Source organism: Mesorhizobium sp. P160219, from assembly GCF_057786095.1.
Genome location: NZ_JBYNWG010000001.1, coordinates 6,217,721 through 6,243,230, shown reverse-complemented (window position 1 = coordinate 6,243,230; position 25,510 = coordinate 6,217,721). Strand labels below are relative to the sequence as shown.

Annotated in this window: 29 protein-coding genes; 11 read left to right on the top strand and 18 right to left on the bottom strand. The window is 63.5% G+C overall.

All coding sequences use genetic code 11. The features are described from left to right. The first annotated feature begins 88 nt into the window (after positions 1-88). Positions 89-1,222, top strand: a complete 1,134-nt coding sequence (odc2, locus tag AC3EMP_RS30235; RefSeq protein ID WP_023671923.1) for an ornithine/lysine decarboxylase — start codon at positions 89-91, stop codon at positions 1,220-1,222. A gap of 90 nt (positions 1,223-1,312) precedes the next feature. Then, positions 1,313-1,909, top strand: a complete 597-nt coding sequence (locus tag AC3EMP_RS30230; RefSeq protein ID WP_023701057.1) for a GNAT family N-acetyltransferase — start codon at positions 1,313-1,315, stop codon at positions 1,907-1,909. Between the two features lie 69 nt (positions 1,910-1,978). Here AC3EMP_RS30230 and AC3EMP_RS30225 read toward each other — a convergent pair whose 3' ends face one another. The 7 genes from AC3EMP_RS30225 to flhA form a co-directional block, all read right to left on the bottom strand. Further along, positions 1,979-2,263, bottom strand: coding sequence for an SCP2 sterol-binding domain-containing protein (locus AC3EMP_RS30225; RefSeq protein ID WP_023671921.1), 285 nt, complete (start codon positions 2,261-2,263; stop codon positions 1,979-1,981). Between the two features lie 195 nt (positions 2,264-2,458). Continuing rightward, positions 2,459-3,007, bottom strand: coding sequence for a hypothetical protein (locus AC3EMP_RS30220; protein ID WP_023683275.1), 549 nt, complete (start codon positions 3,005-3,007; stop codon positions 2,459-2,461). A gap of 28 nt (positions 3,008-3,035) precedes the next feature. Next, positions 3,036-3,452: a hypothetical protein gene (locus AC3EMP_RS30215; protein WP_023671919.1), complete on the bottom strand. Its 417-nt coding sequence runs from the start codon at positions 3,450-3,452 to the stop codon at positions 3,036-3,038. A gap of 13 nt (positions 3,453-3,465) precedes the next feature. Further along, on the bottom strand, positions 3,466-4,038 hold the full coding sequence (locus AC3EMP_RS30210) for a rod-binding protein (protein WP_023701058.1): 573 nt from the start codon (positions 4,036-4,038) through the stop codon (positions 3,466-3,468). Positions 4,039-4,328: 290 nt separating this feature from the next. Continuing rightward, positions 4,329-4,712 carry a hypothetical protein gene (locus AC3EMP_RS30205; protein ID WP_023701060.1) on the bottom strand — a complete coding sequence of 128 codons (384 nt, stop codon included), beginning with the start codon at positions 4,710-4,712 and terminating at the stop codon, positions 4,329-4,331. Position 4,713: 1 nt separating this feature from the next. Beyond that, on the bottom strand, positions 4,714-5,466 hold the full coding sequence (gene fliR, locus AC3EMP_RS30200; RefSeq protein WP_023686374.1) for a flagellar biosynthetic protein FliR: 753 nt from the start codon (positions 5,464-5,466) through the stop codon (positions 4,714-4,716). Continuing rightward, entirely contained in the window at positions 5,463-7,550 is a 2,088-nt protein-coding gene (flhA, locus tag AC3EMP_RS30195; RefSeq protein WP_023671908.1) for a flagellar biosynthesis protein FlhA, read from the bottom strand. Before flhA ends, fliR begins: the two co-directional genes overlap by 4 nt. A 123-nt stretch (positions 7,551-7,673) precedes the next feature. On the opposite strand from flhA, the gene AC3EMP_RS30190 reads away from it, so the two are divergent. After that, positions 7,674-7,973 (top strand): putative quinol monooxygenase, encoded by a 300-nt coding sequence (locus tag AC3EMP_RS30190; protein WP_023671907.1) that lies wholly within the window; start codon positions 7,674-7,676, stop codon positions 7,971-7,973. A 39-nt stretch (positions 7,974-8,012) separates the two neighbouring features. Here the strand turns inward: AC3EMP_RS30190 and AC3EMP_RS30185 are convergent, their stop codons facing one another. Then, positions 8,013-8,327, bottom strand: coding sequence for a hypothetical protein (locus AC3EMP_RS30185; protein WP_155921527.1), 315 nt, complete (start codon positions 8,325-8,327; stop codon positions 8,013-8,015). Between the two features lie 170 nt (positions 8,328-8,497). Here AC3EMP_RS30185 and AC3EMP_RS30180 point away from each other — a divergent pair, with 170 nt between their 5' ends. The 8 genes from AC3EMP_RS30180 (at position 8,498) to AC3EMP_RS30145 (ending at position 15,273) form a co-directional block, all read left to right on the top strand. After that, positions 8,498-8,782: a hypothetical protein gene (locus AC3EMP_RS30180; protein WP_023671906.1), complete on the top strand. Its 285-nt coding sequence runs from the start codon at positions 8,498-8,500 to the stop codon at positions 8,780-8,782. 71 nt (positions 8,783-8,853) lie between these two features. Then, complete coding sequence (locus tag AC3EMP_RS30175) at positions 8,854-9,507, top strand: helix-turn-helix domain-containing protein (RefSeq protein WP_027049833.1); 654 nt, start codon at positions 8,854-8,856, stop codon at positions 9,505-9,507. Positions 9,508-9,544: 37 nt separating this feature from the next. Beyond that, a complete protein-coding gene (locus AC3EMP_RS30170) occupies positions 9,545-10,621 on the top strand; it encodes an extracellular solute-binding protein (RefSeq protein WP_023686368.1) in 1,077 nt (358 codons plus the stop codon). Positions 10,622-10,643: 22 nt separating this feature from the next. Beyond that, positions 10,644-11,516 carry an ABC transporter permease gene (locus AC3EMP_RS30165; protein WP_023671903.1) on the top strand — a complete coding sequence of 291 codons (873 nt, stop codon included), beginning with the start codon at positions 10,644-10,646 and terminating at the stop codon, positions 11,514-11,516. Further along, positions 11,516-12,313 carry an ABC transporter permease gene (locus tag AC3EMP_RS30160; protein ID WP_023671902.1) on the top strand — a complete coding sequence of 266 codons (798 nt, stop codon included), beginning with the start codon at positions 11,516-11,518 and terminating at the stop codon, positions 12,311-12,313. Before AC3EMP_RS30165 ends, AC3EMP_RS30160 begins: the two co-directional genes overlap by 1 nt. Next, positions 12,310-13,425, top strand: a complete 1,116-nt coding sequence (locus AC3EMP_RS30155; RefSeq protein ID WP_023735029.1) for an ABC transporter ATP-binding protein — start codon at positions 12,310-12,312, stop codon at positions 13,423-13,425. The genes AC3EMP_RS30160 and AC3EMP_RS30155 overlap by 4 nt, the downstream gene beginning before the upstream one ends. A gap of 35 nt (positions 13,426-13,460) precedes the next feature. Next, entirely contained in the window at positions 13,461-14,846 is a 1,386-nt protein-coding gene (locus AC3EMP_RS30150) for an NAD(P)/FAD-dependent oxidoreductase (RefSeq protein WP_352711247.1), read from the top strand. Between the two features lie 58 nt (positions 14,847-14,904). Beyond that, complete coding sequence (locus tag AC3EMP_RS30145; RefSeq protein ID WP_081726812.1) at positions 14,905-15,273, top strand: cupin domain-containing protein; 369 nt, start codon at positions 14,905-14,907, stop codon at positions 15,271-15,273. Between the two features lie 23 nt (positions 15,274-15,296). On the opposite strand, the gene AC3EMP_RS30140 is transcribed toward AC3EMP_RS30145, so the two are convergent. The 10 genes from AC3EMP_RS30140 to AC3EMP_RS30095 all read right to left on the bottom strand — a co-directional run bounded on the left by AC3EMP_RS30140 (position 15,297) and on the right by AC3EMP_RS30095 (position 25,311). Further along, positions 15,297-16,940 carry an MFS transporter gene (locus AC3EMP_RS30140; RefSeq protein WP_023671898.1) on the bottom strand — a complete coding sequence of 548 codons (1,644 nt, stop codon included), beginning with the start codon at positions 16,938-16,940 and terminating at the stop codon, positions 15,297-15,299. Positions 16,941-17,163: 223 nt separating this feature from the next. Beyond that, positions 17,164-19,032 (bottom strand): asparagine synthase (glutamine-hydrolyzing), encoded by a 1,869-nt coding sequence (gene asnB / locus AC3EMP_RS30135; RefSeq protein WP_352711249.1) that lies wholly within the window; start codon positions 19,030-19,032, stop codon positions 17,164-17,166. A 71-nt stretch (positions 19,033-19,103) separates the two neighbouring features. Beyond that, positions 19,104-19,370, bottom strand: coding sequence for a flagellar biosynthesis protein FliQ (gene fliQ / locus AC3EMP_RS30130; protein ID WP_023671896.1), 267 nt, complete (start codon positions 19,368-19,370; stop codon positions 19,104-19,106). A 24-nt stretch (positions 19,371-19,394) separates the two neighbouring features. After that, positions 19,395-19,802, bottom strand: coding sequence for a flagellar hook assembly protein FlgD (flgD, locus tag AC3EMP_RS30125; protein ID WP_023671895.1), 408 nt, complete (start codon positions 19,800-19,802; stop codon positions 19,395-19,397). Further along, positions 19,802-20,245 carry a flagellar biosynthesis repressor FlbT gene (flbT, locus tag AC3EMP_RS30120; protein WP_023695743.1) on the bottom strand — a complete coding sequence of 148 codons (444 nt, stop codon included), beginning with the start codon at positions 20,243-20,245 and terminating at the stop codon, positions 19,802-19,804. The genes flgD and flbT overlap by 1 nt, the downstream gene beginning before the upstream one ends. Continuing rightward, a complete protein-coding gene (gene flaF, locus AC3EMP_RS30115; RefSeq protein WP_023671893.1) occupies positions 20,242-20,589 on the bottom strand; it encodes a flagellar biosynthesis regulator FlaF in 348 nt (115 codons plus the stop codon). The genes flbT and flaF overlap by 4 nt, the downstream gene beginning before the upstream one ends. A 30-nt stretch (positions 20,590-20,619) precedes the next feature. Next, positions 20,620-21,663 carry a flagellar hook-associated family protein gene (locus tag AC3EMP_RS30110; protein ID WP_023683291.1) on the bottom strand — a complete coding sequence of 348 codons (1,044 nt, stop codon included), beginning with the start codon at positions 21,661-21,663 and terminating at the stop codon, positions 20,620-20,622. 3 nt (positions 21,664-21,666) lie between these two features. Beyond that, positions 21,667-23,121: a flagellar hook-associated protein FlgK gene (gene flgK / locus AC3EMP_RS30105; protein WP_023735027.1), complete on the bottom strand. Its 1,455-nt coding sequence runs from the start codon at positions 23,119-23,121 to the stop codon at positions 21,667-21,669. Positions 23,122-23,297: 176 nt separating this feature from the next. Beyond that, complete coding sequence (locus AC3EMP_RS30100; RefSeq protein ID WP_352711252.1) at positions 23,298-24,551, bottom strand: flagellar hook protein FlgE; 1,254 nt, start codon at positions 24,549-24,551, stop codon at positions 23,298-23,300. 91 nt (positions 24,552-24,642) lie between these two features. After that, positions 24,643-25,311 carry a response regulator transcription factor gene (locus tag AC3EMP_RS30095; RefSeq protein ID WP_023683295.1) on the bottom strand — a complete coding sequence of 223 codons (669 nt, stop codon included), beginning with the start codon at positions 25,309-25,311 and terminating at the stop codon, positions 24,643-24,645. Between the last annotated feature and the right edge of the window lie 199 nt (positions 25,312-25,510).

Genomic DNA, 25,510 nt, shown 5'->3' with positions numbered 1-25,510 from the left:
CGCCTTTGTTTGACCGCGTGTTCGCGAGGCCGAAAGCCCCGCGTCCGCAGCCTTATTGCGCGCCGCAAGGCGTATATGGAGAGACCCCATGGCCACCCAGCGCATCCTTGACTTCCTCGCCACCCGACGTCCGTCCGGCCCCTGCCTCGTCGTCGACCTCGATGTCGTGCGCGACAATTTTCGCGCCTTCGAAAAGGCGCTGCCCGATTCCCGGATCTACTATGCGGTGAAAGCAAATCCGGCGCCGGAAATCCTGCGCCTGCTTGCTGCGATGGGCTCGTCCTTCGACACCGCTTCCGTTGCCGAGGTCGAGATGGCGATGGACGCCGGTGCGCCGGCGGACCGTATCTCCTTCGGCAACACTATCAAGAAGGAGCGTGACATTGCACGCGCCTACCAGCTCGGCATTCGGCTGTTTGCCGTCGACTGCGTCGAGGAAGTCGACAAGATCGCCCGCGTCGCTCCCGGCGCGCGCGTGTTTTGCCGCGTTTTGACCGATGGCGAAGGCGCCGAGTGGCCGCTGTCGCGCAAGTTCGGCTGCGTGCCGGCGATGGCCGTCGATGTGCTGCGCCACGCCAGGACGCTCGGCCTCGACGCCTATGGCGTGTCGTTCCATGTCGGCTCGCAGCAGACCGACCTGACGGCGTGGGACCGTGCGCTGGCCGACGCCAAGAAGGTGTTCGCCACGCTCGCCGACGAAGGCATCGTCCTCAAGATGGTCAATATGGGCGGCGGTTTCCCGACGCGCTATCTGCGTGACGTGCCGGCGGCCCAGGCCTATGGCCAGGCGATCTTCTCGGCGCTGCGCAAGCATTTCGGCAATGCGATCCCTGAGACCATCATCGAGCCGGGTCGCGGCATGGTCGGCAATGCCGGCGTCATCAAGTCGGAAGTCGTGCTGATCTCGAAGAAGGCCGAAAACGACAATGTGCGCTGGGTGTTCCTCGACATCGGCAAGTTCGGCGGTCTGGCCGAGACGATGGACGAGGCGATCCGCTATCCGATCGTCACCCGCCATGACGGTTCGGAGACCGCACCTTGCGTGCTCGCCGGCCCGACCTGCGATTCGGCCGACGTGATGTACGAGAAGACGCCGTATCCGCTGCCTCTGTCGCTGACCATCGGCGACGATGTGCTGATCGAAGGCACCGGCGCCTACACGACCACCTACTCGGCGGTCGCCTTCAACGGCTTCGAGCCTCTCCGATCCTACGTGATCTGACGGCTTCGGCCTTCAGATCACCTCAGGTGGACGTTTGCGTCCGCTCGGGTTCGCCTGTGGAACAAGCTCCGCTCGTGAAGGATCGCGGAAATGGACATTGTAAATTACATTGATGGCATTGGATTCTCCCCCTCGACGGGGGAGATTGCCGGCGCCATTCCCATCGTCGCCGAAACTGCGGCAGACATTGCATCGCGTGAAGCGTTGCTCGATCGCGCCATGGGGCCGATGCGGCGCAAGAAATCGTCGGAGAAGCTGCGGCGTGGCCGCCGGCCTTCCGAAGGCCTCGCCTTCGTGGCGCGTGATGCGGCGGGCGCGGTGATCGGCACTGTGCGGCTGTGGGATGTAAGGCTGGGCGAGGGCGGCCCGGCGGCGCTCCTGCTCGGGCCGCTCGCCGTCGATCCGGCGCTGAAGAACGCCGGCATCGGCTCGGCGCTGATGCGCCATGCTTTGGCCGAGGCCGCGCGTCTCGGCCATGCCGCGATGCTGCTAGTCGGCGATGCGCCTTACTATGGCCGCTTCGGCTTTTCGGCGGAGAAGACAGGCGCGCTCGCCATGCCTGGACCTTACGAGCGGCGCCGCTTGCTGGCGTTGGAGCTGATCGAGGGTGCGCTCGACGGCGCGCATGGCACGCTGAAGGCTGCAGGTCGCAAGCTCAAGGCACAGAGGCTGTCGCTGGCCGCCTGATTGTCCAAAAACAAACGCCGCCGGTCGTTTGCATTTCAGCGAGGGCGGCGTTTTGTTTTTGCGAAGGGCTCAGCCGATCAGTTGGCTGAGCGCCATGGCGACCGACATATCGCCTTCGACCTTTATCTTGCCGGACATGAACGCCATGGTCGGGTTGAGGTCGCCGGCGATCAGCGAATCCAGATCGTCGAGCGACAGCTTTATGGTGCAGTCGGTCGGCGCGTCGGTGGTCGAGACGGTTGCACCGTCGATGACGATGACGCCGTCACTGCCGGTATCGAACTTCACGGAATGTTCGAACCCGGCGCTCGCCACGCGCGACCTCATCTTCTCGGCAATGTCCTGAACGCTCATGACTGTTCTCCTGGTCTCGTTGCGTTTTGCCGCGCTTCAGTGACCGGCCTCCGCCGAAGTCGCTGTCTCGCGCGTGCCGCGATCCTGGTCGCTTGGCGCATATAGCTTCGAGTTGACGTAAACGTCAACGCGCGATGCGTCATCTCGTTTCAGTCGGAAGGAATGCGGCAGAGAACATTCACCCTGCGACGAAGGTTAGTGTTCAGCAGCGGGCTTCGCCGCCTCGGCCTGGGCCGATTCCGCCGGGGCCGGTTCGGTCGGCGTGGCCGGATCCTTGCGGCGGCGCATGGCGTTGTCGCGGATTTCATCCTTGGTCAGGAAGTTGACTTGGTCTATCAGCACTTCATGCACCAGGTCGGCGCCGACGCGGGCGTTGACGGTGTCGCGTATGGCCTTGCGGAAGGCATCGAGATCGATGGTTTCCTTCTTGGTGAAGTCGATCTGAGGATTGGAGTAGAGATAGGAATAGACCTGATCGGTCATCAGCGCTTCGGCCGGGATCGACATCTTCTTTATCTCGGCCGGCTCGACCGTGTAGACGAGCTTGGTGAGGAAATAGCCGTCGATCTTGGAATCGCGGATCAGCGGCACCGAGATGATGTCGGTCTTGACGTAGTCGAGGCCACCCAGCATCGGTTTCGGCGTCTCGCCGACGCCGCGCTCACCGGCCGCCTGGAACGAATAGAACACCGCGCCAAGCGTGGCGGCGCAGATCCAGATCGCGGCGGCGATGAATTTGATCACCGGTTGTTCCCGCCTGTTGCCGAGATCATCAGCTCGCCCAACCGAATTCACCGGCCGAATAGGTGCCGTCGGCTTCGGCGCGCTGAATGGCGTTCTTCAACAGCGTGGCGACTTCGTTGACCGCGTTGAGGTGGGCGAGGATTGCAGCCTCGTTTTTCGCGAGCTTCTGGCGCAGCCGCGCCAGACTGTCGCGATGCTGTTCCAGGAATTCGATCTCGTTGGCGCCCTTCATGGCGCGGGTCAGCTCATAGAGGTAGCGGCTCTTGCGGGCGTTGGAGGCCTTGAGGTCATAGCTGGTGTCGTTCTTCAAACCGGCCGTCTCTTCCTCGACCGCTTCCTCGATGCGGCCGATGATGGCGGCAAGGTTGCCCGGCCGTGCAAACGGGATCGGCGCTTCGGACGTACGCGCCGGCAGGTTGGAAGAGTATTTTGAAAAATCGGCCATTGAAAATCCTGGTCTAGATCTTGATTTCGGTTTTGATGGTCGTCTCGTCGCCGGTCATCGACCGTGCGGCCTTGCGCTGCAATTCCTCGACCAGCGAGGTGGACAGCCGCGCCTGCTGGTCGATCTCGGTCTTGTGCGGCCCGGTTGACACCGGGCCGATCGGCACGGTGCGCTTGCCGTCCTTGTAGTGGTCGGCGAGCAGCGATTTGGCAATGCCGATCCCTCCGCGCTCGGCCATGACGTCGGCGACACGCTCGGCAAGCTGCGATTTCCACATGTCGCCGGCCAGCCCCTTGCCGTAGACGCCCTCTGTGTCCTTGGGCAGCATGTTCTGGATGAAGGTCTGCAAGACCATGGCCTCGAACTTCTTGAATTTTCCCGCGGGATCGGCGCCTGCCGCGGCCTTGTCGGCCGTGGCACGCGACAAGATCGAGCCGGTATCCACCGAAGCCGCCATGTCGACCAAAAAGGCGCCGCCAACGCCGTTGGCCCGCTTGGCCAGCGCGGCACGGGCAGCCTCGATATCCGTCGGGTCGACGGCTCGGGCAACATCGAGAACGATGTCGCTGGGTGGAGAAATCGCCAAGAAAGTCCGCCTCTTTGCCGGGTTTCCTGAGCGACCATGCCGCAGCAAGCTTGTGGCAGGCTTGCCGGCTCGAAATCCTTCGCCGGATGCTAGGCATTGCTATCAGCAGCGGCAACTCCGGCTGGGTCGATGCGATCTGGTCGTTTGCGGTGGGCGCTGCCGGCGTCGCCATGGTCAGATCGTAGGTGGCGTAGGCGCAGAGGCCGAACACGGCGCCGTACACCCAACACAGCCCGCCGCACGGAACGAAACCGAACGCCGTCCGCAGGTGACCCGGCTCTAACTTCCGATTATTCCTGCCCTCGCCTCTGCGCGATCAGATCGAGCCGGTCGCGGTCGGAGCGTTCGCGTTCGTCCTGTCGGCGCACGTCCTTGTAGGCGCGCTCGACCATGTTGGTGCGCGCCGTCGCAGTGGCGATGAGCGTGACCTCCTGCCTGGCGCTTTCCAAGCTCGCTTCCTGCCGGACCAGCGCATTCGCGATGCGGCGATGGTAGAGGTCAGGGAACAGCACCGCCATCGACTGGTCGGCGTCGAAATGCTGGACTAGTTCCTTGGCCTCGGTTTCGGCGGTTGCCGCTGCCGCCAGGAAGGCCGCATGGCGCGTCTCGTGCAGGGCCTTCAGCTGCTCCTGCACCTTGACCAGTTTCTTCAGCCGTTCCTTGCGCGTGCTCATCTCACCTCGCCAGCGTCAGGTCGACAAAGCCGTCGACGAACAGCGACAGCATGGTCCCGATGGCGAAATAGAAGATGATCATGCCGCCGGCGATGACGAAAGGCAGCGAGATGAAGTAGACCGGGATTTGCGGCGTCAGCTTGTTGACGAAGCCGATCGTCAAATTGACCAGGATGGCATAGGCGATGAACGGGCTGCCGAGCCGGATGACCAGGAAGAAGGCGTCCGACACCGTGTCGGTGAGATCGACCAGGGCGGCCTGCGGATTGAAGAAGACGTTGACCGGCGCCACCGTGTAGGAGGCGACCAGAGCGCGGATGATCTCGTGGTCGAAATCGAAAACGAAGAGCAGCAGCAGCGCCGAAAACGAGATGATGGCGGCGAGCGCCGCCTGCGGTTCCGGCTCCTCGATCGCCGGTCCGCCTGTGCCGCCATAGCCGATCAGCATGGCGATGGCCGAACCCATGAAGCGCAGCGCCTCCATGTAAAGCCTGGTCATCGCGCCGATCAGCCCGCCGACCAAAAGTTCGGAGATGATCATCGGCGCCAGCACCTGCGGACGCGCATCGACGAAGGGAAAGATCTTGTCCCACAGGAAGGCGAGCAGGCCACCGGTTGCGGCGATCGACGCGAACAGCCGAACCTGGATCGGCACGCGGGCGCTGGACAGGCCCGGCATCAGCATGAAGCAGGCGCCGATGCGACAGAAGGCGAGGAAGGCGGCGATGACGACGCCTTGCGACAGTATGTTCACGAGATCGTCCCGAGCACCTTGATCTCGACGCCCTTGGCGATTTCGACATGGGAGAGAACGGGAAGCGTCGTGAACAGGCGCTCGATGATCATGCGCACATAAGGCCGCGCATCGGGCGCGGTGACGAGGACAAAACGCTCGCCGGCCTCGAGATGCTTGCGGATCGCCTTGGTCGCGTCCTGGCCGAATTCCTCCAGCTGGCGCGGGTCGATGTCGAATTCGCGCACCTCGCCCTTGGCGTCGCGCTTGAGGCTCTGGTGGAAGGCGAGGTCCCAGCGGTTGCCGAGGCGCAGCACCTTGAGCATGCCGCCCTCGGAGAGATCGCCGCAGATCTGTTGGGCCATGCGGATGCGGACATGCTCGACGATCTGCTCGGTGCGGCGCACATGCGGCGCGATCTCGGCGATGGCCTCGATGATCAAATGCAGGTTGCGGATCGATACGCGTTCGGCCAGCAGCAATTTCAGCACCGCCTGCAGGCCGGGATAGGAGATGTGCGAGGTGCAGATCTCGTCGGCGAGCTTGCGGTATTCCGGATCCTGGCGCTCGAGCAGCGCCTTCATGTCCTTGTAGGACAGAAGCTGCGGCAGGTTGTTGCGGATCACCTCGGACAAATGGGTGAGCAGCACCGACATGTTGTCGGCAAAGGTGTAGTTCTCGCGCTTCAGATCCTCGGCGAAGGTTTCGAGCACCGAGAAGGCGCGCATGCCGAAGGCCGGCTCGCGGATTTCCTCGCCGGGAACGTCGGGCAAATCCCGGTTGCCGAGCAGCACCATGATCTCGCCGACGCGCATCTGGTATTCGGCGACGACGGTGCCGTGGACCTTGATCTGGTAGCTTTTCGGCGGGATGCCGAAATCGTCGGCGACGCGCACTTCCGGCACGACGAAGCCATATTGCGTGGCAAATTTCTTGCGCATCTTGGCCATGCGGAACACCAGTTCCTGATGCGACACCAGCAGCCGCGTCGACAGCTGTTTGCCGATCAGAAGCTCGATCTCGGCGGTGGTCAGCGAAGCCTTGACCGAGTTCTTCTCTTCCTCGACCTTGTTCGCCTTCTCCAGATCCTTGATCGCTTCGGCGGCGGCAGCCTCGCGGTTGGCGCGCATCGGGATGACGTAGCCAAGGCCGGCCATGCCGGCGGCTAGCGTGAAGAACGGGAAGAACGGCAGGCCGGGCATCAGGCCGAGCAGGACGAGCAGCGAGGCCGCGACATAGAGCGCGCGCGGATGCGCACCGAGCTGGCCGAACACCGCCTGGTTGGTCGAGCCGCGCGTGCCGCCCTTGGACACAAGCAGGCCGGCGGCGAGCGAAACGATAAGCGCCGGGATCTGGGTGACGAGGCCGTCGCCGACCGACAGTTTGATGAAGACATCGGCGGCTTCGCCCATGCCCATGCCGTGCCTGATGTAACCGATGGCGATGCCGCCGACGATGTTGATGGCGGTGATGATGAGGCCGGCAATGGCGTCGCCGCGGACGAATTTCGAGGCGCCGTCCATCGAGCCGAAGAAGGAGGATTCCTCTTCCAGCTCGCGGCGGCGCAGTTGCGCTGTCTTGTCGTCGATCATGCCGGCGGACAGGTCGGCGTCGATCGACATCTGCTTGCCGGGGATCGCGTCGAGGGTGAAGCGGGCGCCGACTTCGGCAATACGGGTGGCGCCTTTGGTGATGACGATGAAGTTGACCACAATCAGGATCATGAAGACGATCAGGCCGATGACGAAATCGCTGGCCATCACAAGTTTGGAGAAGCCGGCGATGACATAGCCGGCGGCGTGCGTGCCCTCATTGCCGTGCGACAGGATCATGCGCGTGGTGGCGATGTTGAGCGATAGCCGTAGCATGGTGGCGATCAGCAGCACGGTCGGGAAGGACGAGAAATCGAGCGGCCGCTGGATCCACAGCGCCACCATCAGGATCAGCACCGACAGTGCGATCGAGAAGGCGAGGCCGATGTCGATGAGGAAGGCCGGGATCGGGAGGAACAGCACGGCCAGGATGATGACGATGCCGATGGCGAAGAAGACATCGCGGCCGTTCTTGGCCACTGTTCCTGTCGCTAAGCTTTCGCTGACGGCCATATCGTCCCCAATCACAAGCCTGCCGAGCACGCGACAGCCCTTCGAGCCTAACCGGTCAAGCTTGCGCGAGGGTGGGAGGACTGGTTACTTGCCAGGACGACAGAGGCCTTGAGGAGAGAGATCATGCTGGTGATCATCGGCACCATTCGCCTGCCTGCGCAACTGCTCGACGAGGCAAGGCCGGCCATGCGGCGCATGATACTGGGCAGCCGTGCGGAGCCCGGCTGCATCGAATACTCCTACGCGCAGGACGTGCTCGACGTCGGGCTCATCCATGTAACCGAGGTGTGGAGCGACAGGGCCGCGCTCGACGCGCATTTCCGCTCGCCTCACATCGCCGATTGGCGGGCGAGCTGGGCATCGCTCGGCATAGGCGAGCGCAACCTCATGCTCTATGAGGCCGGCGAGCCGAAGCCGATCTGAGGACCGGGCACAGTCAAGAAGGCGTGGGCCCAAGAAAATCTAGCAGGCGTTGACCTGTCTGCAGGACCATCCGCCGCCATCGGTATCGTGGCAGTCTTCATAGCTGCCGTAGCAGGTGTTCGTCGAATTGCGATACCAAGGGTAGCCGCCGGGACAGCAAACATCTTGTTGTGCAGTCTGGATAAATTCCTTTGCCGGCCGGCTTTGGTTTTCCGGATTGCCTCCCGCCAAAAAAAGAGACATCGGGTGTGACACAACAGACCTAACCGGCATATCCATGCTTGAATTGCTCACCGCAGACGAGCTCAAAAAAATCATGCCAACAGCTAATGAAAAAAATCCCCGCGCACTCATCTTCTCCTCCTTGAGGGAAATAGAGACGGCCAAAAATAACACAGCTGCGTCGATTGCGTAAGCGATCGCTCATATACCTCGACACGCTCGCGGGGAATTGAAGCGGGGCGGCAAGCCTGACTGCGCCTCAGCGCCAGAATGGCGCCGCAAGCAGCCGGCATTATGTCGGCGTGCTGATCGTCGCCGAACTGCACAGCGATCCGTCCGATGGTGAGACGCCGGTGCTGGCGCCGGCCAAATTCCGGCATGCGGTGCTGGTGCCGACCATGAACGTCCGGTCCACCGCCGAAACCATCCAGCGCGCCGTCGCCGAGGAACTGGCGGTGGTCGAGAATTTCGACAACCGGGCCGTTGTCGGGCTTTTGACCGAGGGCCATCTGATGCGGCGCTACGCGGAGGAACTCGACAAGGCGCGGCGCGACCGGGCGAAGACTAGGCCTCGGCCGGCATCTTAAATGTCCCTACTCGGCGCTTGCCACGTGTACAGTGTCACTGTACAAATTGTTCAGTGGGAGAAAAAGACGGGATGAGCACCGACCAGGCTCCGGTCAAGAATGGCGTCGCCTCGACGGCGACGCATGCCCATCAGATGCTGGGCCAGCGGCTGAAGAGCCTGCGTCTCGGCCGGCGGCTTTCGCTGCGCGAACTCGCCGAGCTGACCGGGACCAGCGCCAGCTTCATCAGCCAGCTCGAGCGCGGCCTGACCGGCGCCAGCACCGCCTCGCTCAACCAGATGGCCTCGGCGCTGGGTGTAAGCGTGGCGATGCTGTTCGAGGATAGTGCCGCCGGGCAGCGCGGGGTCTTGCTGCGCAGCGAGCGGCCGAGCCTGCCGCCCAGCGACGGCTGCCGCAAGATGCTGCTCTCGCGTCCCCCTTTAAGCGACATGGAAGTCTATGTCGGCGAGTTCGAAATCGGCGGCTCGACCGGCCCAGCGCTCTACACCCATGGCGACGCGCACGAGATGCTCGTCGTGCTGCGCGGCATCGTCGAGGTTTCGCTCGGCGATGTCAGGCATGTGCTGGAAGAGGGCGACAGCATCGAATACGCGACATCGACAGCACATCGCTCAGAGAACATCGGCAGTGGCCGAGCCGAGGTGATGTGGATCATTGCGCCACCGACTTCGGTGCGCGCCGAACTCGATCAATACAGGGCCTGGAAACCGCTCGCAGCCAGGTAGGTTCAATCCATGCGGGTCAAATGGGAGAACAATAATCATGCTGAAAACAAGACATCTTGGCCTTGGCGCCGTGCTGGCGCTCGGCGTTCTGGCAACCGCAGCGTTCGCGCAGGAAAAGCCTGTCGCGGGTGAGGTCAAGGAAGGCTCGCTCAAGGGCAAGACGCTGACGCTCGTCTCTTATGGCGGCATCTACCAGGACGGCCAGGCCGCCGCGCTCAAGGAGTTCGTCGAAAAGTCCGGCGCCACGCTGCTCAATGACGGGCCGACAGAGATCGCCAAGCTGCAGGCGCAGGTCGAATCCGGCAACGTCACCTGGGACGTCGTCGACACCGCCGACCTGCCGCCTTACGTCTATTGCGGCAAGCTGTTCCAGAAGCTTGATTTCAGCAAGCTCGACGTCTCCAAGGTGCCCGAGGGCCAGGTCGGCGAATGCTCGGTGCCGGCCATGAACTACGGCGTCGTGCTGATGTACAACAAGGAGAAGTATGGGGATAACCCGCCCAAGAACTGGGCCGATTTCTTCGACACGGCAAAATTCCCCGGCACGCGCGCGCTCGACGGTTCGGGCGACCCGACGGGCGGCCTGCTGGAGCAGGCGTTGAAGGCCTCTGGCGGCGACCCGAAGGCGATGACGGTGGCCGACATCGACAAGGCCATCGATGTCATCCGCAAGCTCGGTCCCGACACGATCTATTGGAAGACCGGCGCTGAATCGCAGCAGCTTGCCGAATCTGGCGAAGCCGACATGCTGATGATGTGGACCGGACGTGCCATGACGGCGGTGAAGAACGGCGCCAAATATGCGCCGGCCTGGCAGGACTGGCTGGTGGTGATGGACCAGATGACCATTCCGGTCGGCGTCAAGGATACGGATGCGGCTTATGCGCTGCTCAATGCCTATCTCGGCAAGGGGGCGCAGGAGATCCTGGCGCAGCAGACCTCCTATACGCCGATCAACAATGACGCGCAGCCCAAGGTCGATGCGTCGGTCGCCGCCTTCCTGACCAACACGCCCGAGCGCCAGAAGCAGGGTTACAAGCAGAACATCAAGTTCTGGGTCGAGAACTTCCCGGTGGCGCAGGAGAAGTGGTCGGCGCTGATGGCCGGCAACTGAACAGCCAAGTGAGAGCCAGGCCGTGAGCGCGTCCGAACCCATCGCCCAACCCGCCGCCCATGCGCGGTCGGGTCGGGCATGGCGGCCGTTCGCGCTCACGGCGCCGGCGCTCATCCTGCTCGTCGCGGTGATCGGGTATCCGCTGCTCACCATCGTGCTGCGCAGCCTGTCGGAACCTGAGTGGGGGCTGCAGAACTATGCCTGGTTCTTCGGCGCGCCGGTCAACCTGACAGTGCTGCAGCGGACTTTCGTCATTTCGGCCTGGGTGACGCTGGTCTGCGTCATCGCGGCCTATCCCTATGCCTATCTGATGACCGCGGTCGGGCCGCGCGTCCGGCTGGTGCTTGTGCTTTGCGTGCTGATCCCGTTCTGGGTGAGTGGTGTGGTGCGAACGCTGTCATGGGTGATCCTGCTGCAGGATTCGGGCGTCATCAATTCGTTGCTGCGCTCGGTCGGGTTCGGCGCGGTCAAGCTGATCCGCACCCAGACCGGCGTGGTCATCGGCATGGCGCAGGTGCTGTTGCCGTTCATGATCCTGCCGCTCTATTCCGTGATGCAAGGCATCGACCTCAGGCTGATGCGTGCGGCGCAAAGCCTCGGTGCGCGGCCGTCGCGCGCGTTCTTCACCGTCTATCTGCCGCTGTCGCTGCCCGGCGTCTATGCCGGCGCGGTCATCGTCTTCATCCTGTCGCTCGGCTTCTACATCACGCCGGCTTTGCTCGGCGGCCCGCGCTCGACCATGCTGTCGACGCTGGTGCAGACGCAGGTGCTGAGCCTGCTGCAATGGGGCAGGGGCGGCGCCATGGGCGTCGTTCTGCTGGTCACCACCTTCGTGCTGCTGGCGCTGGCAGCACCTGTGATGCGGTCCAGGCATCGGGAAGCGGGGCGGCGCTGATGGAGATGAAGCCGCTCACCCGCGTTCTTCTCGGGCTCGTCTGCCTGCTGGTGGCGATATGGCTGGTGGCGCCGACGCTGGTCGTGGTGCCGATGTCGTTCAACGAAAACAAATCGCTGGCGTTTCCGCCGCAAGGCTTTTCCTGGCAGTGGTACCAGAATTTCGCCACCAATCCGGACTGGTCGAACAGCTTCCTGAATTCGCTGAAGGTCGCCTCGATCGTGGCGGTGCTGGCGACGGTGCTCGGCACGCTTGCCACCTTCGGCCTCGACCGCATGAAGGCGCGGCCGGCGAACCTTTTGCGTATGCTGATGCTGACGCCGATGGTGGTGCCGGGCGTGGTGCTGGCGATCGGCATCTATGCCGTCTATCTCGACACGCAGCTCGTCGGGACGCTGCTCGGCTTCGTGCTGGCCCACACCATCCTTGCGCTGCCCTTCGTGCTGATCGCGGTCTCGGCCAGTCTCGAAGTGTTCGACCGCCGGCTGGAGACAGCCGCAGCCAGCCTGGGCGCCGGCGCACTGACCACGTTTCGCACGGTGACGCTGCCGCTGATCGCGCCGGGCGTGCTCTCGGGCCTGCTGTTCGCCTTCGCCACCTCGTTCGACGAGATTGTCGTGTCGCTGTTCATCACGAACCCCTATCTCAAGACATTGCCGGTGCAGATCTTCGCCTCGATTACGCGCGATGCCGACCCGACGGTGGCGGCCGTCGGCACGATCCTGCTTTTCGCGACCACGATCCTGATCGCCGGCGGCATGCTCCTTCTTGGCCGCGAGCGGAAAGGACGCCAATAAATCCGAAGCCGACAAGCAAGGGCGCCTCGATCGATCTCGAAGCGATCAGCAAGGCCTATGGCGGCTTCAAGGCGCTGGACGGCGTGTCGCTGCGCATCGAGCCCGGCGAGTTCATGACGCTGCTTGGCCCCAGTGGTTCGGGCAAGACGACGACGCTCAACGTGATCGCCGGTTTTACCGACGTCACCAGCGGCAAGCTTTTGGTTGGGGAAAAGAGCGTCGTCGGCGTGCCGGCGCACAAGCGCAACATCGGCGTCGTCTTCCAGCACTACGCGCTGTTCCCGCATATGAGCGTCGGCCGCAACGTCGCCTATCCGCTGACGCTGCGCGGCGTCGACCAGGCGACGCGGCAGACACGCGTGGCAAGGGCGCTCGACATGGTCAAGATGGGCGATTTTGCGCATCGCTATCCCAGCGAATTGTCGGGAGGCCAGCAGCAGCGCGTGGCGTTGGCACGCGCCATCGTCTTCGACCCGCCGCTGCTCTTGATGGACGAGCCGCTCGGCGCGCTCGACAAGAAGCTGCGCGAATGGCTGCAGCTCGAGATCAAGCGCATCCACCGCGAGCTCGGCACCACCTTCGTCTATGTCACGCATGATCAGGAAGAGGCGCTGGTGCTGTCCGACCGCATCGCCGTGTTCAACCGCGGGCGCATCGAGCAGGTCGGCACCGGCCGTCAGCTCTATGACGAGCCGGCAACGCTGTTCGTCGGCCGCTTCATCGGCGATTCCACCGTGCTGCGCGGCAAGGCGCGCAGCGATGGCAACAGCACCGCGCTGAGCATCGCCGGCGAGACGGTGACGGTACCGCGTAAGCTGTCGGGAGAAGCCAGTCCGGTGATGCTGCTGCGTCCCGAAAAGCTCGCGATCCAAAGAGCCGGCCAAAGTGCTGCCAATGGCGCCAACCGCCTGTCGGGGACGATCGCGGAAGCCATCTATCTCGGCTCGGAATCGAAATACGAAGTTAAGCTCGCCGACGGCTCGGCCGCGATCGTGCGCTCACCGGTGACCGGCGAGAGTTTTGGCCTCGGCGACAAGGTCGAGCTCTGCTTCGACGGCAGCGACGCCAAGCTGCTGGCGGACGACGCAAGCGCCGAGACCACACTCACCTGATCCCATCTGGCCTGATCCCATCTGAAAGTCATTCCATGCAAGCCAAGCGCAACGGCGACATATCGTTCTGGTATGCGGATCTGGGGGCGGTTCCCGTTCCGCGCCCGCCCTTGCCTGGAAACATCGAGGCCGATGTCGCCATTGTCGGCGCCGGCTATACCGGCCTGTGGACCGCCTACTATCTGAAAAAGGCGAAGCCATCGCTGCGCGTCGTGATCGTCGAGCGCGAAATTGCCGGCTTCGGCGCTTCGGGGCGCAATGGCGGCTGGCTGTCGGGCGGCTTCAGCTGGTCGCGCGAAAAATATCTCAAGACATCGAGCCGCCAAGGCGTGATGGCGATGCAGGCGGCGATGGCAGGCTGCGTTGATGAAGTGATCCGGGTCGCGACCGAGGAAGGCATCGACGCCGACATTCGCCGCGTCGACAATCTGACGGTGGCCACCAACGCAGCGCAGTTGGAGCGCGTGCGCGAAGAATGCGAGACGATCCGTTCCTGGGATGTCGACCCGAACCGCGTCGAGATGCTGGACGCCGCCTCAACGCGCACGCGCATCAACATCCGTAACGTCATGGGCGGCTTCGTCGTCCATGGCCAGGCGCGGGTGCAGCCGGCCAAGCTGGTGCGCGGGCTTGCCGATGCCGTCGAGCGGCTGGGCGTGCCGATCTATGAGAAGACGACGGTGACAAGCATCGCCAAGGGCAGCGTGACGACAGACCGCGGTACGGTGCAGGCGGAGACGATCATCCGCGCGACCGAGGGTTTTACATCAGGCATCCCCGGCGAGGAGCGGACCTGGCTGGCGCTCAACAGCGCGCAGATCGTGACTGAGCCGCTGCCTGCCGACCTGTGGCGCGACATCGGTTGGGAAGGGCACGAACTGCTCGGCAATGCGGCGCATGCCTATTGCTATGCCCAGCGCACGCGTGAGGGACGCATCACGATGGGCGGACGCGGCGTGCCTTATCGCTACGGCTCGCGCACCGACGTCAACGGCCAGACGCAGCAGGCCACGATCGACCAGCTGCACACGATCCTGACGACGCTCTTGCCGCAGACCAAGGGATGCCGCATCGATCACGCCTGGTGCGGCGTGCTCGGCGTGCCGCGCGACTGGTGCACCACGGTCGGCCTCGATCCCGCGACCCGCATCGGCTGGGCCGGCGGCTATGTCGGCCTCGGCGTGTCCAGCTCCAACCTTTCGGGGCGCACGCTGGCTGACCTTGTTCTCGGGGCAAACACCGAGCTGACGAAGCTGCCCTGGGTCAACCGCAAGGTCAGGCCATGGGAACCGGAGCCCTTCCGCTGGCTGGGCGTGCATTCGATGTACCAGCTTTATCGCATTGCCGATGGCCGCGAGGCGGCAGGGCTTGCGCGCACCTCGAAGCTGGCCGCGTTGGCCGACAGCATCACCGGCCACTAAAGCCATTTGTTCTCACGCAATTCCGGGGCAGACCCCTTTCCTGCAATTGCTCTTATCCATGGAGCTAGACTTGATCGATCTTTCGACCTTCCACGATCTCGCCAAGGCCGAGATCGGCGCGTTCTCACCTAAGCCAACCTCGATTGAAGGGGATCAGGTCGAGGCCGTGCGCTCGTTCTTTCAATCGCCGGACGGGACTGTCGATGTCGGCATCTGGGAATGCACGCCCGGCCGCTTCACCGCCGATCGTTCGGACTCGTCGGAGATCTGCCACATCATTTCGGGGCGCGTGGAACTGAGCCGCATCGATGGCGAGGTGCGCGAACTCGGTCCGGGCGATCTCCTCGTCCTGCCGCAGGGCTGGAAGGGCGAGTGGCTGATACGCGAGACCACGCGCAAGCTCTACATGATCCAGAGCGCCGGCTGACCGGCGCTACGGATATGGCGAGCTCAGTGATCGATCGGCCCCTTCGGCGAGACCAGCGCGGTGCCGGCGGTCGTCGGGCGCTCGATCAGGCGGCGCACGCGCGGCGGTTCGTCGCCGCTGTGCAGCGCCCGCACCCGCTCGCCGACGACGGCGTCGGCATGGGTGGCGCGCCGGTTGTGGCGGATGTATTCCAGCCAGGTCGGCGTGTGGTAGTGTTCGATCCAGACTGCGGGATTTTCTAGGTCCCGAGCCAGCGTCCAGTTGCGGGCGCCGTCGCGGCGGCGGATGCGCCCGCGCTCGGCCATGGTGGCGAGGAATTCGGGCACATCTTCGTCGCGGATAATGTACTCTATCATGATGGCGATGGGGCCGCTGCGCGGCTTCAGGTCGAGGCCGAGATGCGGCTCCTTGAAGCGGTTGAGCGGGTCGAGGTTGAGAGTCGTCTGCTGCGGCAGCGGCAGGAACAGGCCGATGGCGCCGCCAACAAGCATCGCGATGGCCGCCGCAATCAGCGCGGTTTCGGCGCCATGCGCATCGGCAACGACGCCCCAGATCCAGCTGCCCAGCGCAATGCCGCCGAAGGTCGCCGTCTGGTAGACCGACAGCACCCGGCCGACGACCCAGCGCGGCGTCGACATCTGCACCGTGACGTTGAAATGCGACAGCGCGATCACCCAGCAGGCGCCGCCGATGAGCAAACCCGCCGCAGTCTGCCAGGCATTGAGGCTGATGGCGGCATTGAAGGCGCAGACGGCAAAGCCGGCGAAGGCCATCCGCACCATCGTCTCGCTGGATAGCAATTGTCTGAGACGCACGCTTATCAGCGCGCCGCCGACGGCGCCGATGCCGAAGGCGCCGAGCATGATGCCGTAGGTCAAGGCATCGCCCTTGACGACGTCGCGCGCCACCAGCGGCAGCAGCGCCAAAACCGCGCCGGCGCTGAAGCCGAAGGCGGAGCCCCTGACCAGCACCTTGCCGATGTTGGGCGACATGGCGACATAGCGCAGGCCGGCGCCCATGGCGGCGCCCAGCGTCTCGCGCGGCAGCGTCGAAACCGGCAGTTCCGGCTTCCAGCGGAAGAGCACGATGATGAGACCTATATAGCTCAGCGCATTGGCGGCGAAGGCAGCAGCCGCACCAGCGGCGGCAACGATGATGCCGCCGATCGCCGGGCCGACGCTGCGCGTCAGGTTGAAGCCCAGCGAATTCAGCGCAACCGCCGCCGGCAGCTTGTTGCGTGGCACCATGTCGCCGACCGATGCCTGCCAGGACGGGTTGTTGAGCGCGGTGCCGCTGTCGATCAGGAAGGTGAAGGCAAGCAGCGTCCACGGTGTCATCCAGCCGTTCCAGGTGAACAGCGTTAGAAGTGCAGAGACGACCAGCATGAAGATTTGGGCGATCAGCATCACCTTGCGCCGGTTGAAGCTGTCGGCGATGGCGCCGGCGACGAGTGCAAACAGCATGATCGGCAGAGTGGCCGAGGCCTGGACCAGCGCCACCTGATAGGGCGACGTGGCGATGGTGGTCATCATCCAGGCGGCGCCGACGCCCTGGATCAGGCCACCGAAATTCGACACCAGGCTGGCCGACCAGACGGCGCGGAAGATGCCGTGCCGGAACGGCGCCAGCGCCGAAACGCGTTCGCTGTCCGGCTCGTCATCGATCATCAGACCTGTCCCACCTTAACGTGCTGGTTTCGTCCGCCGGGACGACAATCATGGCATCCGTTTGAAATAGAGCACGACATCCAAAAGGGCGAACGCGTCTTCGAAAAAGATCATGGTCCAACAACAGGATAGCAAGGCGAAAATACGTCAGCCGGGAAGGGTTCGCTACCCAGAGCGATGTTCTCATTGGTCCACTGCTCGGGGCTGTCGGCCGCGCGCGAAGTCAGCTTCTGTCCCGGGCAGCGGTATGCAAGGCTTCGGTCAGCGTGCTTGGCGTCTCGCCGCCGGCGTGAAGGCGCAGGAAAAGCTCCATGCCGACAAGCCGCAGCCTGGACGGTTGCTCGCGCCGCGCCAACTGGACCATGTCCTCCAAATTCGCGGCGGGCCATTTCAAGGCATCGCGCAGGAAACCGCCGCGCAGCAAAGTCTCCGTGCCGGCAGAGAATTGCGACGACATTTCGAAGCCGATCTTGCGCGCCTGGACGTTCTGGCGCGGAATGTGCTTTTCAGCGATCTTTCGCAAAAGCCATTTTCCTGTTTTGTCGCGGTATTTCTGCCGCCTCGGCAAATGGATGGCGAAGTCGATCAGCCGGTTTTCCAGGAACGGGACCCGCAGTTCCACGGACGCCGCCATGCTCAGCCGGTCGTGCCGGTGCAGTATGTCCTGCAGATGCGAATAGAGGTCGTAGAGGCAACTACCGAGAAAGGCGCGATCCGCGGGCGGCGTCACCGGCTCCAGCCGGTCGAAGATCTCGGTTTGCAGGAAATTCAGCTCCGGCGACAAAGCACGCAGGACCATGCTGCGATCCATTTGTGAGTGGCTTCCAGCCGAGACCTTGTAGGGGGCATGACGCTGTTGCTCGAATCTCCGGTCGAGCGAGCGCTTCGAATGGACCAGGCGCCGGGGCCACGACCAGGAACGCCACTTCTTCATGCTCAAGGCCTGCAATGGGTAGCCGCCAAACAATTCGTCTGCGCCTTCGCCGGTGAGCAGCACCTTGACGCCATCGGCCCGGCATTGTTCGGCAAGCGCCAGCAGCGCGACATGGCTGGCGTGCCAGCCATCGCTTTCAAGATGCCAGATTACCCTCGGCCAAAGTTCGAAAAACCGGTTCCTGTCGACCTGCACCCGGCGCAAGGGCACGCCGACATGGCGGCCGGTGCGTTCGGCGTCTTCGGCCTCGCTGTTGCCGAGCTGCGGGTCGACGACATAACCGTGGACTTCCGGCCTGAACCGCTTTGCCAGCGCCGTTATCAGGCCGGAATCGACACCGCTGCTGCAGGCGGTGGCAACGCTGGTATCGGCGATGCAGTGAAGTCCGACGCTGTCCTTGAGCAACGCCTCGAGCGTCGCCATGTGTTCAGCATCAGCGGATGCATCGCCGGTAATGCGCGCGGTCTCCAGCACGTCCAGCACATGCCAGAAGCGGCGCCTCTCGATAACGCCATCGGTGATCTTCCACAGGCCGGCGGGCGGCAGGCGCTCGATGCGGTCGAACAGGCTGTAGCTGGAATCGCGGCTCTGCCAGGCAAGCCGCAAGGTGATCTCGCGGCTGTCGATGTCGCGCGGAAAACCGTCGCAGGCGAGGATCGCCTTGTCCTCCGAGGCGAACAGGATTCGCTCCGGCGTGTCGGCCACCGACATCGGCTTGATTCCAAGACGGTCACGCGCAAGCCACAGCGCACTGCTGCGAGCGTCGAAATAGGCGAAGGAAAACATCCCGTCGAACAGCGGCACGGCTTTTTCGGGACCCCAGTGATGCAAGGCTTCGAGAACCACTTCGGCATCGCAGATGGTTCGAAAGACGACGCCTTGCGCCTGCAGCGTTTCGCGCAACGAGCGGTAATTGTAGACCTCGCCATTGTAGACGAGAACGCCATCGCCGGAAGAAGTCAGCATCGGCTCACGGGCGGCGGGCGAGGGATCGATGATGGTAAGTCGGCGGTGACCGAGGGCCAGCCGATTGTTGTGCCAGCTGTCATGATCGTCGGGGCCGCGATGTACCAGCGCCTGCATCATGCTGGCGACATCCGACAGGTCGTTGGCGTCGATCGGGTTTCGTTTGCGCCAGACGCCGGCTATTCCGCACATGGCCTGCCGGTGAGTTCTGCCTGAGTCATGGCCTGCAATCTAGCCGGAACACAGCCGCCTGCAAGCGCTGCCTAGAACCCGTTTTCAATGCGCTCGAAGATGACGTTGGTGAAGGCCGAGATCTGGCTGCCGATGAACGGACCGGTCAGCGCCACGACCAGCATGATGGCGACGATCTTGGGCACGAAGGTCAGGGTGATTTCCTGGATCTGGGTCAGGGCCTGGATCAGGGCAATGCCGATGCCGACCACCATGGCGACCAGCACCACCGGCGCGGAAGCAACAAGCACCGTCCATACCGCGTACTGGACGATGTCTAGGGCGTCGGCCTCGTTCATGTGAGCGCGCCTCTATGGAACTGTCTAGCTGGCCGGCTTTATCGAAACGCCCGCGCCGACCGGCACTTCGGTGCCGTTCTGCAGCACGGCGATCACGCCGTTGCTTGCAAGCTTGACCGAGGCCACGACGCCGGTCGTCTTGCCGTCGGCCGAGGTGATCGAGCGGCCGATCAAGGCATCGGCCTGCGACAGCGCCGAGGACTGCATGATCTGGTCGAGCTTGGTGTTGGTCTGCACCGATTGCTCTACCTGCGAGAAGGTGGCGAGCTGGGCGACATACTGTGTCGAATCCATCGGTTTCGTCGGATCCTGGTTCTTCATCTCGGCGATCAACAGCTTCAGGAACGACTGGTAGTCGACCGCTGTCTTCGACGTCTGCTGGGTGCCCTGGTTGGCGCCCGTGGGGATCGTCGTCGTCATGTCCACATTCATCAGTATTGTGCTCCCACGGCCAGCGGGCGCTTCGCACCCAGAACATCGTCATTGCCGCCAAGTGCGCGGCGTTCGAGCGGATAAAGCGCGCGGATAGCCTTCAGCGCTTCATAGATATGGTCTTCGCCGACCATGCGGTCGATCTGCTTCAGCGCGCCACTGATCTGCTCATCCTCGAAGCTTGCCAAAAGCAAGGGCAGCGAGCGGCGGAACATGGCGCGCGCCTCGATGGCGCCGGCCGGGTTCATCAGCATCACCTGCAGGATGAAATAGAGCTGCTTGAGCGGCGTCGAGGCATCGTCGGCCTGGATGACATGGTTCTCGAGCAGGAACTGTACGTCGTTCATTAGCTCGACGGTGACCTTGCGGTCGACGCGGATGACGGCGCCGTTGATGTAGATCTTCTCGTTCGGCTTCAGCGATATCTTCAGCGTGTTGGTCATTGAATGCCGTCCCGGATGATCTGGGACACTTCGATCAGCCCTTCGAAATTGTCGGTGCGGCCCTGGCGGATGTCCTCGGCCTCGCGCAGCAGCCACAGGCCGATGGAGATGAGGTTGGCGCGCAGTTCCTTGGGCAGGACATTGTCGCTGGAACCGAGATCCTCGACGAAGGTGGTCCAGACCCGGTTGGTGAAGTGCAGCGCTTCGACCGCCTCCATCGAGGTGTGGCCGACCGCCGCCGCCGCCGCCAGCATTTCGATCGAGCGGGTCAAAAGCTGCCGCTCGCGATCTTTCGCATCGGCAACGGAGTCGGTCTGGATGTCGGCGTAGGAGAATTGGTACATCGTTTGGCTCTACCGTTGCGGTTGAGATTGTCAGGTCAGGTAGTTCAGCAGGCTCATCTGCTGCAGGCGCGCCGTCAGCGCGAAGGACGTCTCGATATGCTGCGTCAGATCCGCGACGCGGGTGGCGGCCTCGGCCGGATCGACGCCCTCCAGATCGAGGATATGGCGCTCGAACAGGTCGACCTGCGTCTTCATGCGGTCGCTCGCGTCGGAAACACGCTTCTCGGCAAGGCCGGTCTCGGCCTGCAACTGGCCGAGTCCGCCCAGCGCCTCGCCGACCATCGCCTGGGCGCGACCGACGACGGTGGTCTTCGCCGCCTGGCTGATGTTGCCGGAGAGCAGGCCGGTGACCAGGGCGGAAGCCATGGCGAGCTTGCGGATGCTGTCTTCATTGGCGCTGGCCGAGGTCTGGGTGGTTTCGCCCAGCGAAATGCGGCTGACGATCTGCTGGTCGGTGGCGTTCGACCAGTTGGCCTGCCAGCCGGCGCCCATGAACTGCGGCACGACATTGCTGGTGATGAAGCCGTCCATCTGGGCGGCGGTGATGTTGGCGGCGAGCGGATCGGTCTGCGTGAAGCCGAAATACGACGAGAAGGAAGCGTCGAACGCCGCCTTGGCCGGCGAGCCGGCGGCGGTGAAATCGTCGATCGGCTTGACGTCGGTGTTGGTGCCGGCAAACAGATATTCGCCGTTGACGCTGGCATTGAGGATAGAGGTCATCTGCTGCACGGCGGCCTTGCCGGCTTGCTGCGTGATGGTGCTCGAGGAATTGCCGGCGGCGGTCAGTGCGGTCAGCAAATTCTGCGCAGTGTCGGAAAGCTGGCCAAGCGCAGCCTGCGTCGAGGACAGCCGAGCGGTGACCAGCGAATTGGAATCGATGATGACGTTCAACCGGTCGAGGTCGCGCGAGAAGGTGACCGCCTGCGAGGTGCGCGCGCCGAGCGCCAGACCGACATCGGCGACGGTGCCGGTCGTCGATTCCTTGGTGGCTTTGACCAGTTCGCCCTGCATGCGCATCTGCTGATAGCGCGCGGCGTTGGAGAGAGCGGCTGAGGAGACGGATGTGGCTTTCATGGCTTATCCCACGGCATCGAGCAGGGCCGACAGCATGTCGTCGACGGTTTTCATCATGCGCGCCGAGGCCTGATAGGTGTGTTCGAGGTCGAGCAGCAGCGACATCTCCTGGTCGACATTGACGCCGGTGTCGTTGGACAGCGCCTCGGCGGTGCGCGATGCCAGCGCTTCCTTGGCGTCTGCATTGCTCGAGGCCTGCTGGCGCTGGCCTTCGAACCAGCCAATGGCATTGGCGGCGTAGTCGGAGACGCTGGACGTCACGGTGATGCCGGCCGCAGCGTCGAAAGGCATCGGCTTGTCGAGCTTGTCGCCATAGCCGATCAAGAGCTGCGAATAGGAGGCGTCGCCGGCGGTGTTGGCGATATAGGCCGCACCATTGGCGCCGCCGTCGCGCAGCAGCACCGGATTGCCGCCGACGCTCGGGTCCATTGCGGCGTTGACCTTGATCGAGCCGGCAAGCCCGTCGATCAGCGTGCCGGCGGCCGGAATGGCGGGCGCACCCGACCAGGTGAACAGGCCGGTTCGGTCGGGCTGCGAAGGTGCTGTTTCGGCAAAGGCGGTGATGAGGCCGCGCGCCACTTCGTCGAGCTGGCTCTGCATCGTCGCCGCGACGCCGTCGCGCAAGGTGATGAGCCCGGCGAGCTTGCCGTCGGCGCTGGTGTTGCCGCCAGCCCCGGCGCTGACCGGCACATTGTCGATGTAGATGGTGTTGCCTGGTGTGCCGGCCGTGTAGCCCGCCGACGGGGTGAAACTTACCGAGCGCGGAATGGTCTCGAACAGTGTCGTGCCATCCTTGGTGGTGATGACCATGTCGTTGTCGCCACGCGTGAAGGTCGACACCGGCACATAGTCCGCGATCTTCTTCAGCAAAGCGTCGCGCTGGTCGAGCGCGTCGGATGCGTCGGTACCCGAACGGGTTGCGGAGATGACCGCCTTGTTGGCGTCCTGGAACTGACTAAGCAGCGAGTTGAGATCGTTAACCGCCGTTGATATCTCGCCATCGGCCTGGGTGCGGAAATCCTGGATCGCGTTGGTGCCGTCGTTCAGAGCGCGCACCACCTGCTGGGCCGCGTCGATGACGCTGGAGCCGAGGTTCTGGTTGGATGGCGTAGCGGCGTAAAGCTGCAGCGCGTTCTGCAGCTTGCCGATCGCGGTCGAGGCAGAGGAGGCGTTGTCGACGCCGTTGACGGCAACGGCGAGGCGGTCAATTCCGCTGTAAAGCGTGCTCTGGCCGCTCCATGCCGATTGCGCGCTAAGGTTCTGGCGAAACAGCAGGGCGTTGGTGGCGCGCTGGATCTCGACCGAGCGGGCGCCGGGCGCGCTGCTGACGACGACCGCCGTGCGGCGGGCATAGTCGGGGTTGCTGGCGTCGGCAATATTGCGGGAAAGGACGCTGGTCTGCTTCGATGTGGTCTGAAGCGACTGTTGGGCTATGGTCAATGCGGAAGTCAGCGACATGCGGGTCTTTCACGAGGCCAGTGGGGAGGGGATGACGTCTCTGCCCTGTCGGCGGCGTCGGCGTTCGGAAACCTGCAATTCCAGACCACCCCGGCCGGTTTGCCGGTGTGGCCTTGAATTCGAAATCCGCGCACCGCGCTGCTCTGGTTTGGGTTCATTCCCCTGGCGCCCGTCGTTTATCTCTTCAGGTTGACAAGGACATCCATGAGGTCGGAACCGGTCTGGAACACTTTCGAGTTAGCGGTGTAGCTGCGCTGCGCCGCGATCATGTTGGTCAATTCCTCGGCGATATCGACGTTGGAATTTTCCAACGCGCCGGAGATGATGCTGCCGAGCTTGCCTTCATTGGCGAAGCCGATGCGCACGGTGCCGGAGTCGGTGGACTGCGCATAGACATTGCCAGGCAGTGCGGTGAGGTTGTCGGCGCTCTGGACGTCGGCCAGTGGGATCTTGAACAGCGGCTTGGTCGAGCCGTCCTGATACTGGGCGTAAATGACTCCGTCCTCGCCGATCTGGATCTTTTCGATCGTGCTGGGCGCGTTGCCGTTGACCTTGGCTTCGGAGACCGTGAAGCCGGTGCCGAGCTGAGTCAGCTTGGACAAATCGAGGTCGAGCGACGCACCGCCCGGTACGGGGATGGTAATCGAATCGACGGCGCCGGTGAGTTTGCCGGTGGTGGTGTCGAAGGTCAGGTTGGCCGTGGCCAGCGCGCCGCCCGTATAGGGAAAGGATGTGCCCGGCGTCGCCTGGGACTGGTCGAACACAGAGACCGACCAGGTGCCGGTCCCGGTGTTGGTGAAATAGAGGTCGAGCAGCTTCTTGTTGCCGAGATTGTCGTAGGTGACCATCGAGGATTTCGACGTGTATTCCGCCGTCGGGCTGTTGGTGGACGGCAGCGGACCGGCGGGCGGCGTGGCGCCGGCCGGCAGATTGGCGTTGAAGTTGCCCGCGGTGCTGGGCGTCGCGGTCATTTCATGGTCGGAGATCTGGACCGGCACCAGCCCTTCGAAACCGTTGGCGGTGGCAGCCGGTGTGCCGTTGGCGTAGCTGTAGGCCATCAGCTGGTAGCCGGCGGCGTTGACCAGTCTGCCCTGAGCGTCGGGAACGAATGCGCCGGCGCGGGTGAGGAAAGGCGTTCCGCTGGGGTCCTGGACGACGAAGAAACCGTTGCCGTTGACCGCAAGGTCGGAAACCGAGGTCGTGTACTGCAGCACGCCCTGGGCGCTGATGGCCGAGCGGATGGTGGTGTTGACGCCGCCGGAATTATAGGCGCCGCCGACCTGCGGCATGATCAGCGTCGAAAACTCGGCCGAGGATCGCTTGTAGCCGGTGGTGTCGGAATTGGCGATGTTGTCGGCTGTGGCCGAAAGGCGGTTGGCCTGCGCGTTCATGCCGGAAACGCCGGTCCGCATCATTCCGTAAAGGCTCATCGAACGTCTCCTCAATGCCCAACATCGTTGGGCCCATCTGTGGTCGCGAGGATATAATTTCTGTCTTGCGCGAGGCTGGCGCAGACCGCCATCAGAACACCAGCCGGTAGCCAAGGAAGCGCTTGGAATCTATCGGGTCCTGGCCGAGCTTTTCGCGCAGCTTCTTGCGCAATTTGGAGATGTGGCTCTCGACGACGTTCTCCTCGACCTCTTCGTCGAAGATGCCGTAGATGGCGTTGAAGACCTGGGTCTTGGTGACGCGGCGTCCGCGGTTGCTCGCCAGATATTCGAGGATGCGGCGTTCGCGGCGCGGCAGAGGCAACGGCTGGCCATCGATCTCGGGATCGCGGCCGTCCATGAAGATGCGCATGGCGCCGATCTCGGTATAGCTGACGTCCTCATGGGCGCGGCGGCGGATGGCGGTGATGCGGGCCAGGATCTCCCGGATATGGACCGGCTTGCGGATGACGTCGTCGACACCGCTCTCGAACAGCCGCAGCGTATTTTCAAGCGAGTGCTGTTCGCTGAGCGCGATAACCGGAGCGCCGGTGCGGTCGCGGATCTGGCGTGGCGAGATGGCGCCTTCGCGGCAGTCGCCGATGAGGAAGGCTCGGACCGATCGCAAATCCGTGTCGGCGGCCGATGTCACCCACTCGCCGAATTCACCGGACGCGAAGCCTGCACAGGCGACGCCCTCACGATCGAAAAGTGAATTATAGCCTTCAGTTACGAGCTCACGCTCGTCAACGATTACAATCATCGGCCCCGCCTCCGAATCAGATCATCTGCCCCGTGGGAAGAGCCGTAACCGGTGCCGGGAATCCTGAACAACCATCATTTCTTGTAGCTATTTTCTTGGGAGTTATTTCGAGTTTCGAAATAACCGCAATCAGGAGGTTGTATCGTTGGTTGCCGAACGGGTGACGTGGCACGTCACCCGCCGGGCGTGGATTTGCAGC